The sequence below is a fragment of the Flavobacterium zhairuonense genome (genome assembly GCF_004352915.1).
GTDB classification, from domain to species: domain Bacteria; phylum Bacteroidota; class Bacteroidia; order Flavobacteriales; family Flavobacteriaceae; genus Flavobacterium; species Flavobacterium zhairuonense.
Genome location: NZ_SJSY01000068.1, coordinates 207,785 through 218,662, shown reverse-complemented (window position 1 = coordinate 218,662; position 10,878 = coordinate 207,785). Strand labels below are relative to the sequence as shown.

Annotated in this window: 12 protein-coding genes; 9 read left to right on the top strand and 3 right to left on the bottom strand. The window is 33.8% G+C overall.

Annotation, left to right across the window (positions count from 1 at the left end; genetic code table 11):
* A partial coding sequence (locus EYY60_RS22390) for a hypothetical protein (RefSeq protein WP_208749452.1) occupies positions 1–187 on the top strand: 187 nt, incomplete at its 5' end.
* A 12-nt stretch (positions 188–199) separates the two neighbouring features.
* Here EYY60_RS22390 and katG read toward each other — a convergent pair.
* The 3 genes from katG to pyrF all read right to left on the bottom strand — a co-directional run bounded on the left by katG (position 200) and on the right by pyrF (position 5,042).
* A complete protein-coding gene (gene katG / locus EYY60_RS06825; protein WP_132988634.1) occupies positions 200–2,407 on the bottom strand; it encodes a catalase/peroxidase HPI in 2,208 nt (735 codons plus the stop codon).
* A gap of 886 nt (positions 2,408–3,293) precedes the next feature.
* Complete coding sequence (locus EYY60_RS06820; RefSeq protein WP_132988633.1) at positions 3,294–4,094, bottom strand: ABC transporter substrate-binding protein; 801 nt, start codon at positions 4,092–4,094, stop codon at positions 3,294–3,296.
* Between the two features lie 126 nt (positions 4,095–4,220).
* Positions 4,221–5,042: an orotidine-5'-phosphate decarboxylase gene (gene pyrF, locus EYY60_RS06815; RefSeq protein WP_132988632.1), complete on the bottom strand. Its 822-nt coding sequence runs from the start codon at positions 5,040–5,042 to the stop codon at positions 4,221–4,223.
* A gap of 220 nt (positions 5,043–5,262) precedes the next feature.
* On the opposite strand from pyrF, the gene EYY60_RS06810 reads away from it, so the two are divergent.
* From EYY60_RS06810 to EYY60_RS06775, 8 genes are all read left to right on the top strand, one after another.
* Positions 5,263–5,736: a Dps family protein gene (locus EYY60_RS06810; RefSeq protein WP_132988631.1), complete on the top strand. Its 474-nt coding sequence runs from the start codon at positions 5,263–5,265 to the stop codon at positions 5,734–5,736.
* 108 nt (positions 5,737–5,844) lie between these two features.
* Positions 5,845–6,030, top strand: a complete 186-nt coding sequence (locus EYY60_RS06805; RefSeq protein ID WP_132988630.1) for a CsbD family protein — start codon at positions 5,845–5,847, stop codon at positions 6,028–6,030.
* A gap of 164 nt (positions 6,031–6,194) precedes the next feature.
* Positions 6,195–6,746 carry a helix-turn-helix domain-containing protein gene (locus EYY60_RS06800; RefSeq protein ID WP_132988629.1) on the top strand — a complete coding sequence of 184 codons (552 nt, stop codon included), beginning with the start codon at positions 6,195–6,197 and terminating at the stop codon, positions 6,744–6,746.
* Between the two features lie 21 nt (positions 6,747–6,767).
* Complete coding sequence (locus tag EYY60_RS06795) at positions 6,768–7,217, top strand: response regulator (protein WP_132988628.1); 450 nt, start codon at positions 6,768–6,770, stop codon at positions 7,215–7,217.
* 12 nt (positions 7,218–7,229) lie between these two features.
* On the top strand, positions 7,230–9,014 hold the full coding sequence (locus EYY60_RS06790) for a sensor histidine kinase (RefSeq protein ID WP_132988627.1): 1,785 nt from the start codon (positions 7,230–7,232) through the stop codon (positions 9,012–9,014).
* 411 nt (positions 9,015–9,425) lie between these two features.
* Positions 9,426–10,007 carry a DUF4142 domain-containing protein gene (locus EYY60_RS06785; protein WP_132988626.1) on the top strand — a complete coding sequence of 194 codons (582 nt, stop codon included), beginning with the start codon at positions 9,426–9,428 and terminating at the stop codon, positions 10,005–10,007.
* Between the two features lie 36 nt (positions 10,008–10,043).
* Positions 10,044–10,688 carry a porin family protein gene (locus EYY60_RS06780; RefSeq protein WP_132988625.1) on the top strand — a complete coding sequence of 215 codons (645 nt, stop codon included), beginning with the start codon at positions 10,044–10,046 and terminating at the stop codon, positions 10,686–10,688.
* Between the two features lie 34 nt (positions 10,689–10,722).
* Complete coding sequence (locus EYY60_RS06775) at positions 10,723–10,875, top strand: lmo0937 family membrane protein (RefSeq protein ID WP_109192514.1); 153 nt, start codon at positions 10,723–10,725, stop codon at positions 10,873–10,875.
* Positions 10,876–10,878 lie beyond the last annotated feature (3 nt).

Below are 10,878 nucleotides of genomic sequence, written 5' to 3'. Positions count from 1 at the left end.
GCTCTTTCAAAAGTTCCGAAGGAACGAATCATATTGTAGAGCTGGACTTCAGTCCAGTTTAGACAACGATAAAATTAAATTTGCATTTCATAAAATAAACAACCCGACAGATTTTAGAAATTTATCGGGTTTTCATTTGGAAGCAGGTCTTGTTTTAGACCCTTTCCTAAAGAGCTTAGCTCCTTAGTATCTTAGATTCTTATTTAACCAAATCATATCGGTCAGCGTTCATAACTTTTGTCCATACAGCAACAAAATCTTTTACGAAACGTTCTTTTGCATCGTTAGAAGCGTAAACTTCAGCAATAGCGCGCAATTCTGAGTTTGAGCCAAAAATAAGATCGGCACGAGTTGCAGTCCATTTCAATTCACCCGTTTTACGGTTACGTCCTTCAAAAATTTCACCCGTTTCATTGATTGCTTTCCATGCTGTACCCAAGTCTAATAAATTAACAAAGAAATCATTATTCAATGTTTCTGTGTTTTTTGTCAACACACCATGTTTAGAACCATCATAATTGGTATTCAAGACTCTTAAACCTCCAAGCAAAATTGTCATTTCTGGTGCAGTTAAACCTAGCAATTGTGCTTTATCTACTAAAAGTTCTTCAGTTACTTGATTACATTGAGCGCTTTTGTAATTTCTAAATCCATCAGCTTTTGGTTCTAAAGCATTGAAAGAATGAACATCAGTCTGTTCTAAAGTCGCATCACCTCTACCTGGCGTAAAAGGAGCGTCAATATTAATTCCGGCATTTGCTGCCGCTTTTTCAATTCCTACAGATCCTCCTAAAACAATCAAATCGGCAATAGAAACTACTTTCCCAGTAGTTGTAAATTCATTTTGTATCTTTTCGTAAGTTGCTAAGACATTTTTTAATTGTGCAGGCGAATTCGCTTCCCAATTAATTTGAGGCTCAAAACGAATACGAGCACCATTAGCACCTCCACGTTTATCAGAACCACGGAAAGTCGAAGCCGAAGCCCAAGCAGTTGATACCAATTGAGATATTGAAAGACCACTAGCCTGAATTTTTTCTTTTAAAAGAGCAATATCGGCGTGATTTAATTCGCTTTTAGCCGCAGGAATTGGATCTTGCCAAATCAACTCTTCACTAGGAACTTCCGGACCTAAATAACGGCTGATTGGCCCCATATCTCTATGTGTCAGTTTAAACCAAGCTCTTGCAAAAGCATCAGCAAATTTGTCAAAATTCTGCATGTAGTCTCTTGAAATTTTTTCATAAGCTGGATCCATTCTCATAGCCATATCTGCCGTTGTCATCATTGGCGCATGTCTTTTTGTTGGATCGTGCGCATCTTCTACAGTTGTAGCTGCACTTTCATCTGTTGGTGTCCATTGATGTGCTCCTGCCGGGCTTTTAGTTAATTTCCAATCATATTTGAATAAGGTTTCAAAATAACCATTATCCCAAGTTGTAGGATTTGGTTTCCAAGCGCCTTCAAGACCACTTGTAATAGCATCTCCACCTACTCCTGTGCCATATGAACTTTTCCATCCCAATCCCATTTGTTCAATGCTTGCACCTTCTGGCTCTGCTCCTACTAATGCCGCATCTCCCGCTCCGTGCGCTTTACCAAAAGTATGTCCACCAGCAGTTAAAGCAACCGTTTCCTCATCGTTCATCGCCATACGAGCAAACGTTTCTCTAATATCTCTACCTGAACCTAGCGGATCTGGATTTCCATCTGGGCCTTCTGGATTTACGTATATTAATCCCATCTGCACAGCGGCAAGAGGGTTCTCTAAATCTCTATCACCAGAGTATCTGCTATTAGGTTTGTCACTAGTAGCTAACCATTCCTTTTCATTACCCCAATTCACGTCTTGTTCTGGTTCCCAAACGTCTTCTCTACCACCAGCAAATCCAAAAGTTTTAAATCCCATCGATTCTAATGCGCAGTTCCCTGTCAAAATCATTAAATCTGCCCATGAAATTTTATTTCCATATTTTTGTTTAATAGGCCAAAGCAAGAAACGAGCTTTATCTAAATTACCATTATCCGGCCAGCTGTTAAGAGGCGCAAAACGTTGATTACCCGAACTGGCGCCACCACGTCCATCAGAAATACGATAAGTTCCTGCACTATGCCAAGCCATACGAATGAATAAAGGTCCATAATGACCATAATCTGCAGGCCACCAATCTTGAGAATCTGTCATTAATGCAAAAAGATCTTTTTTGACTTCATTTAAATCTAAAGTCTTAAATGCAGCAGCATAATCAAATCCTTTTTCCATAGGATCTGATAAACTAGAATGTTGACGTAATATGTTTAGATTTAAACGATTTGGCCACCAATCTTTATTAGATGTTCCTGCTCCAGATGTTTCTTTCATTTGTCCGTTATGATATGGACATTTACTTTCATTTGATTCGCTCATTTCTTTTGTTTTTTATGTTGCTGTTATCTATTTTTTGGTCAAATGCCAATTTTTATTTAAATTTCATTTCATTGATATTTAACTCTTTACCAAATATACAAACTTATCTTTAGCATATTGATAAACAAAATTGATTGTTATTATATTTTAATAACCAAAAATTATTTAACGCTGCAGAAAGCTCAAAAAGACGATTTTACAAATCTTAACTTATGGTCAACAAAGTAATAACAAAACCTTAACAGCAAAAGATTCATATATGTCGGACATTTGTAATGTAATAAACTGGTTATTTATTATTTTGGTTTTGGTTAGTTAAATGATGCCGGCGTCTTCGAGATGCCGGCATTCTTTTTTTGTGAAAGTTTGGTTTCAAGTTTCATGTTTTATTTGTTTCAAGTTACTTTACTTTGAATACAATTTAACCGCAAAGACCGCAAGGTTTTTTTTATGAACTCTTATATAAAGCGCAAAGTTCGCAAAGCTTTATCTAAAAAACTTTGCGTAATTCTTAGCGTTCGTTGCGGTTAAAAAATACAATCTTTTGAACATTAACTTATTTCCAACAAAGTAATAACAAGACCTTAACAGCATAACATTGATATATGTCGGATCTTTGTATTGTAATAAACTGGTTATTTATTATTTTGGTTTTGGTTAGTTAAATAATGCCGGCGTCTTTGAGATGTCGGCATTCTTTTTATGTTTATTTTGTTTCAGGTTTCAGGTTGCTTTACTTTGAACATATTTAACCGCAAAGAGCGCAAGGTTTTTTTTAGAGCTCGTTGTACAAACGCAAAGATCGCAAAGCTTTATACATAAAGCTTTGCGATCTTTGCGGTTAAGTTTCCGACAACTTGAAATTTGAAACCTGAAACAAAAAAAACTAATTCTTCAATCTTTCATGCAGTAATTTGAAATAAGCGAAAGCCTTTAATAATCTACTTCCGTGCCAAGAGAACATTTCACCGTCTACGAAAATCGTTTTGGCATGATGTGTAAATCTTCCAATTTCGAAAGCATCTTCTTCTTTAAAAGGGTAAGGTTCAGAAGAAAGGAAAACAATATCTGGATCACCTTCTAAACGCATTTTCTTTAATTCAATTTCCGGGTATCTTCCTTTATCTTCGTAAATGTTTTTAAAATGATTCAGTTTTAGTAATTCATTTATATAAGTATCATTTCCTGCAACCATATACGGATTCTTCCAAATAAAATAAGCCGCTTTTTTGACTTCTACATTCTGAATGTATTTTTTGAAATCGGTTAAAGCGAAGGCCAATTTATCATTCCATTTTTGAGCTTCGGTTCTGCAATTGAAAATTTGGCCGAAATCAGAAATCATTTGAAAATTATCTTCTATAGACAAAATATTCGTCACCCAAACTGGACAAATTTCTTTTAATTGGTTTACAATTTCTTCGGTATTTTCTTCTTTATTGCAAATTATAATATCGGGCTGTAAAAGCTTTATTTTCTCAAAATGAATCTTCTTTGTGCCGCCGACAATCTTTTTAGTTGATTTAAAATGAAACGGATGAACGCAAAATTTTGTAATCCCGATTATTTTTTCTTCTAAACCCAAATCATATAATAATTCGGTTTGCGAAGGAACAAGTGAGATAATTCGTTTTGGAGCATTTTCAAAAGAATGAATAGTTCCTAATTGATCTTTTAATTGTTTCATTAATTTAGATTGTCATTTTAACCGCAAAGTTCGCAAAGATTTACGCTAAGAACGCAAAGTTTTTTCCTTGCGAACCTTGCGAAAAATCTTAGCGAACTTTGCGGTTAAATGTATTTATAAAGTTATTTAAAACTTAGAATTCATAATTTCTTCCATTTCCTGCTGTACTTTCAAAGCTTCTTCCCTTGCCTTTTCAGCAAAATCAGTTCCTTTTGAAGCATAAATAATGGCTCTTGCTGAATTTACCAACAAACCAATTTTATCGTTCATTCCGTATTTGCAAACTTCCGACAAACTTCCGCCTTGAGCGCCAATTCCTGGAACTAGTAAAAAGCTGTCTGGGACAATTTTTCTGATGTCAGCAAAATATTCCGCTTTTGTTGCACCTACAACGTACATTAAGTTTTCGCTGTTTTTCCATGTTTTAGAAGTTTCCAAAACTTGTTTATACAATTCGGTTCCGTTTGTATTTAAAGTCTGAAAATCGAAAGCGCCTTCATTTGAAGTTAAAGCCAACATAATTGTATGTTTGTTTTCAAAAGCCAAAAAAGGTTCAACCGAGTCTTTTCCCATATATGGAGCAACGGTTACACTGTCAAAATTCAAATCTTCAAAAAAAGCTTTTGCGTACATGCTTGATGTATTTCCAATATCGCCACGTTTTGCATCGGCAATTGTGAAAATATCTGGGTAATTTTCGTTGATGTAATTAATTGTTTTCTGCAATGACATCCAGCCTTTTATTCCGTATGCTTCAAAAAAAGCAGTGTTTGGTTTGTAGCCAACTGTTAAATCGTGAGTTGCATCAATTATTGCTTTATTGAATTCGAAAATAGGATCTTCGGTTTCTAATAAATGTTGAGGCATTTTAGATAAATCAGGATCTAGGCCAACGCATAGAAATGATTTTTTTTGAAGAATTTGTTCGTGCAGCTGTTGTGTTGTCATAGTGTGTTTTAATAGTGCGCCAAAATTACAAATTATAATTGTGAATTGTGAATTGTGAATTGTGAATTGTGAATTGTTATCAGGCTTCCATTATCTAATTGCCCAATTTCCTAATTATCTAATTTAACATTGAATTCCTGTAACAACTCTTAAAAATTATATAAGAAAAAAGAAACACTTCTTCTCTAATTTTGAAACTGAACCTAAAAATCAGACCATTATGAGCCCAAATATTGGAATTTCGACATCACATTTAAAAAAGAGCACGAGTATATTAGCCACTATTTTGTCAAACGAAATGACGCTTTATGTCAAAACCAGAAAATTTCATTGGAATATTTCTGGAAACAGCTTTATGGAATTGCACAAATTATTTGAAGACCAATATCGTGTTCTAGAAGCGCAAATTGATGAAGTTGCTGAACGTATTAGCCAACTTGGCGAAAAAGCCATCGGAACAATGAAAGAGTTTATCGAAAATTCAACTTTGAAAGAATCTCCGAAAGAATATGCTTCGCAAAAACACATGTTGGAAGAGCTTCTTGAAAACCACGAACAATTGATAAAAGAATTTCGAGATTACATTCCGGTTTTTGAGAACGAAACGCAAGACGCCGGCTCTGCCGATTTTGTCACAGGATTACTGCAGGAACATGAAAAAATGGCTTGGGTATTGCGCCGTTACCAAGCTTAAATTTGAATTGAAAGTGCAAATTATGCAACAATATCCAAAATTAATGTAACAGCTTTCAGCTTTAAAAATTGGAACTTTACATTGTAATTAATTTCAAATAGAACAGTCATGAATACTACCGAAATAAAAGGAAACTGGAATGAGCTAAAAGGGAAATTAAAACAAAAATATGCTGAACTGACAGATGATGATTTACTGTTTGCTGAAGGAAAAGAAGACGAGATGTACGGAAGACTGCAGCAAAAATTGGGTAAAACCAAAGAAGAATTTCATCAAATCCTTTCAGATTTGTAAAAAGAACTTGAACTCAATTCAGGGAAATACCGTCTAGTAATACAAATATTAGGCGGTATTTTTTTGAAAATTTTATTTCTTTTTCATCTGTTTCAACATTCTTATCAAAGATTAAACATTAACGCCAAAAATAAATTGAGTATCTTTAACCAAATTTTTATAAAATGAAACTATTTATAAAGTTCGACATTAATACCATTTGTTCTCTTTATCTTAAACACAATCTTGAACAGCAAAATATTAATTTTACAAGTTTAGGTTTTGGAGAGATTGAGATTGCCGACAATCTTGATGCTGATGCACTCGAAACTTTAAAAAATAATTTAAGCCCGTGCGGTTTTGAGATTGTAGAAAATCAAAAAAGCGTTTTGGTGCAAAAAATAAAAGACGCCATAATCGAACTGGTTTTTATGGAAGACAGCAACAACTACAAAAGTTCTGTTTTTTTGGCCGAAAAACTGAACCACAGTTATGGCTATTTATCGAATGTTTTTTCGGAAGTAACCTATTCTTCAATCGAAAATTTCATCATTTTACAGAAAATTGAAAGAGCTAAACAATTGATCATAATCAATGAAATGAGCTTAACCGAAATTGCTTTTTTACTCAACTATTCAAGTGTTGCGCATTTGAGTACGCAGTTTAAAAATACAACCGGAATTACGCCATCGGCTTTTCAGAGAATTATCAAGAAGCGAAGAGAAAATTTAAAATAAAAACCCAAATACCACACTAAAATGCAAAAAAACGCATTATATATTTTATTGGCTGATGATGATGAAGATGATCGTCTTTTTTTTAAGGATGCATTTGAAGAAATAAAAATTCAGACCAATGTAGATTTTGTTCATGACGGAATGCAATTGATGGATCATTTAAATAATCCTGACAACAAACTTCCGGATATTTTATTTCTGGATTTGAACATGCCAAAAAAGACGGGAAAGGAATGTTTGATTGAAATAAAAAAAACCGAACGTCTCAAAAATATTATTATTGCCATCTACTCTACTTCATCATCTGAAGAAGATATTGAAGATACTTTTATTCAGGGTGCCAATATTTATATCAAAAAACCAAGTGATTTTAATACACTTAAAAAAATAATTAATGAAGTCGTGACCGTAAACTGGCACTATCATACCTCAGGGTTAAACCGTGATAATTTCCTGCTGCGACTAAAATAGTATACGCCTGCCATGAAATGGATACCAAATTTTAATTCTTCAAACTCTTTGAGAGTTATTTTTGTAATCGCAGTTTTCATTCTGTTATTTCTTTCTTCAATCGCTTACAAACATAACCAAGACTTGAATGAATCAAGTAAATTGGTTATGCATACTTATGAAATAAACATTCAATTAGAGCGATTAATGTCGGCTATAAAAGATGCTGAAACGGGCCAGCGCGGTTACATCATAACACGTAATGGCCGTTTCTTAGCACCCTATCTTTATTCGCGCGACAAAGTAAACGCTTCTTTTGTTACACTTAAAAAACTGACCGCTGACAATCCAATTCAGCAACAAAATCTCGAAAATTTATTCAAGCTAATTATCCAGCGATTTGTCTCTTTTGAAAATTGCCTGAAATACAGCGATCCCAAAACATATGATAAAAGGAAACTTGACAATCATATGTTTGGAGGCCGAATTTTAATGGAAAACATTCGGTTTCAAGTGGATAAAATGAATGACATTGAGAAAAAATATTTGGAAAACCGACTTAAAATTTACGATCAAGAAATCTCGTTAAGTCCGATTTTCTCTATTTCATTATTCTTGACTGCACTTACTTTTATTTTATTGGCCTACAGACAAATCAGCAGAGATTTTGAGCGTTTGAAAGTCTTCAATAAAAAGCTTTTAATTTCTAGCGGTTTAATGGCTGAATCTGAAAAAATTGGAAAATTCAGCACTTGGCAATGGGATTTGGATTCAAACAAAATTGACTATTCCGACAACCAATTTAGGCTGTTGGGCGTTGAACCGAATTCTTTTGTTCCTGAAAAAGAGACTTTTATTGAATTTGTGCATCCCGAAGATAAAGATGCTGTGGCCGCTTCAATGGAAGGAATCATCCAAAAAGGGAATCTTCCTTTTATTTACTACAAAATTGTGCGTCCCGATCACGAAATACGTTATTTTAAATCTACCGGAAAATTATTGACCGATCAGCAAGGAAGCAAAATCTTGCTCGGAATCAATTTTGATATTACAGATGAGCATCTTTTAAATATTGAACTTCAAGAACGAAACAGAGAATTAGAAAAAAGCAATAAAGAACTGGCTTCTTTCAATCACGTTGCGAGTCACGATTTACAAGAACCACTGAGAAAAATTCAGACTTTTATCTCCAGAGTTTCTGATGCTGATAAAGCCGTTATGTCTGACAGTGCCCGCGAATATCTTTCTAAAATTGAAAGTTCGGCAAAAAGAATGCGCGTTTTAATTGACGATTTATTACTTTTTTCGAGAACCAACACCACAAAAAAAGAGTTCCTAAAATCGAATTTGAATGAATTGCTCCATAACGCAGAATCTGAATTGACGGAAATTATACATGAGAAAAAAGCCGTCATTACAGCTTCAAAATTGCCGAAATTAGATGTTATTCCGTATCAAATCGAACAGCTTTTCATCAACTTGATTGGAAATTCTCTTAAATACAGCCAACCGGGCCGAATTCCGGAAATTAATATCGAGAGCACAAAAGTGCTTTCTGCAGATTATCCAGATTTATTGGAACAAACAACGAAGAAATTCCATAAAATAACTTTTTCAGATAATGGAATGGGATTTGATCCGCAGTTTAAAGAAACCATATTTATTCTTTTCCAGCGCTTGCATTCAAAAACCGATTATCCTGGAACCGGAATCGGATTAGCAATTTGCAAAAAAATTGTCGAAAACCATAAAGGTTATATTTTGGCTGACAGTGCTCCTGAAAAAGGTTCTGTCTTTACCGTTTTTCTTCCAGACTAAAAAACAAAAATTCTTACAGTTGGCCATCCGAAAAGTGACAGCCTATTTACTTTTTTATATTTCTGTTTATTTTTTAAGCCCCAGCGGGGTAGAATATTTATAGATATTCAATAATACAGATATGCATAAGAGCGCCAGAGGAGCAAAATAGACTCACATTAAAAAAAATGTCGCTCCACTGGAGCTTTGTTGTAGATAATAAATGTAATTTCTATAAATATTTCGCTTCTACGAAGCTGATCTTGGATCATCCAATACTTTTTATAAAGCCTCTTTTTTTATTTTAAAAAAACTCCTTACAGCCTTTGTATAAACAGATTATGGGAATTATATAACGTTTCTTTTTTATGCTGTAAGGCAAAACTTCTTATTCGTTAGCACCTTTGTAATGTAATACTTTATGAAGTAATAATGAAAGCAAAGCCCAAAATAAAAGCAGCTATTTTAAAAGTCGTTTTCTTATTGACAATACTATTTTTTTCAGCATGCGGAAAGAAAGAACATCAAAAAGCAAACGTCTTTAAAAATGAGACTTTTAACCAAATCAACAAACAGCAAAATGATCAGGATTTAGCAGAAACATCCTTTTTTATTGCGGTAGCAAATGTAAGCAATGCTCTTATTTCAAAAAGTCAATTTGCACAAAAACATTCAGAAAATCCGATACAGGATCTGAGCAAAAAAATTGAAGACAATCAAAATCAATTGCTTCAAAAAATAGCTGAAATGGCAAACAAAAAACTAGTCATCATTACTGACATAAATGTGAGCCATAAAAGAGATTTATTTGAATTGATTGATACAAATGAAAACACTTTTGACCGAATTTATCTGAATTCAATATCGGAGTCATTATCAGAACAAATTAAATTGTTTGAAAATATTTCGACAGAAACGAATGACGAAACCATTTTAAAATTAGTGCTTCAATATTTGCCAGAACAGTATCAGCTTTTGAGAGAAACCGAAAGACTTAAAACAGAATTTATTTAAACGCCTTACAATCTATTATTAACTAATTTTTTTACTATGAAAATGCAAATCAATTTTTTATGCGCCTTAGCCTTATTTTTCTCAGCTTCATTTGGAATGCTTCAAGCCCAAAACGACGAAAATGTAACCACCGAGTTTGGTGTTAAAGGAGGATTCAACATGTCAAACTTATATAACAATAATGCTGACGACGAAAATATTTTATACGGTTTCAATGCCGGTGTTTATGCAACTTTGCCAATCTCAGATTTTATCGCGATCCAGCCTGAAATTATCTATACAACAAAAGGCGCCGAATTAGAATACAACAACGCTTTTGCAAGCGGAACAGGAAAATTTAAACTGAATTATATAGAAGTTCCTTTATTAGTTCGTGTAAACGTTACCAAAAACTTTAATATTCATGCCGGAGGATATGCATCTTATCTAGTAGGTTCTAAAGTTTCTGGAGACGGCGATTTCAACTTTGACGAAGAAATCGACACTGATGACTTAAACCGATTTGATGCTGGTTTATCAGCTGGTATTGGAGTTGATTTTAGTCCGATCAGTATTGGATTACGATACAATTATGGATTAACAACGATTGGAAAAGAAAGAACAATTGCAGGAACCACCTTTACGATTCCTGATGCAAAAAACAGCAATTTGTCTTTATACCTATCGTATAAACTAAACTAGAAAACATTTTAATTAACCTATAAATATAAAAACCATGTCAAATTTATTATATACAATCGCAGTTATACTGGTTATTCTTTGGGCACTTGGTTTCTTTGTTTACAGCTTTGGAAGTATCATTCACATTTTATTGGTGATTGCCATTATTGCTGTATTGCTTAGATTAATCAAAGGCAGGGAAATTTAAAAC

Bases quoted from the DNA above. Each gene is read 5' to 3' on its own strand.
- katG (WP_132988634.1), bottom strand. From the start codon at position 2,407: ATGAGCGAATCAAATGAAAGTAAATGTCCATATCATAACGGACAAATG.
- EYY60_RS06820 (WP_132988633.1), bottom strand. From the start codon at position 4,094: ATGAAACAATTAAAAGATCAATTAGGAACTATTCATTCTTTTGAAAAT.
- pyrF (WP_132988632.1), bottom strand. From the start codon at position 5,042: ATGACAACACAACAGCTGCACGAACAAATTCTTCAAAAAAAATCATTT.
- EYY60_RS06810 (WP_132988631.1), top strand. From the start codon at position 5,263: ATGAGCCCAAATATTGGAATTTCGACATCACATTTAAAAAAGAGCACG.
- EYY60_RS06805 (WP_132988630.1), top strand. From the start codon at position 5,845: ATGAATACTACCGAAATAAAAGGAAACTGGAATGAGCTAAAAGGGAAA.
- EYY60_RS06800 (WP_132988629.1), top strand. From the start codon at position 6,195: ATGAAACTATTTATAAAGTTCGACATTAATACCATTTGTTCTCTTTAT.
- EYY60_RS06795 (WP_132988628.1), top strand. From the start codon at position 6,768: ATGCAAAAAAACGCATTATATATTTTATTGGCTGATGATGATGAAGAT.
- EYY60_RS06790 (WP_132988627.1), top strand. From the start codon at position 7,230: ATGAAATGGATACCAAATTTTAATTCTTCAAACTCTTTGAGAGTTATT.
- EYY60_RS06785 (WP_132988626.1), top strand. From the start codon at position 9,426: ATGAAAGCAAAGCCCAAAATAAAAGCAGCTATTTTAAAAGTCGTTTTC.
- EYY60_RS06780 (WP_132988625.1), top strand. From the start codon at position 10,044: ATGAAAATGCAAATCAATTTTTTATGCGCCTTAGCCTTATTTTTCTCA.
- EYY60_RS06775 (WP_109192514.1), top strand. From the start codon at position 10,723: ATGTCAAATTTATTATATACAATCGCAGTTATACTGGTTATTCTTTGG.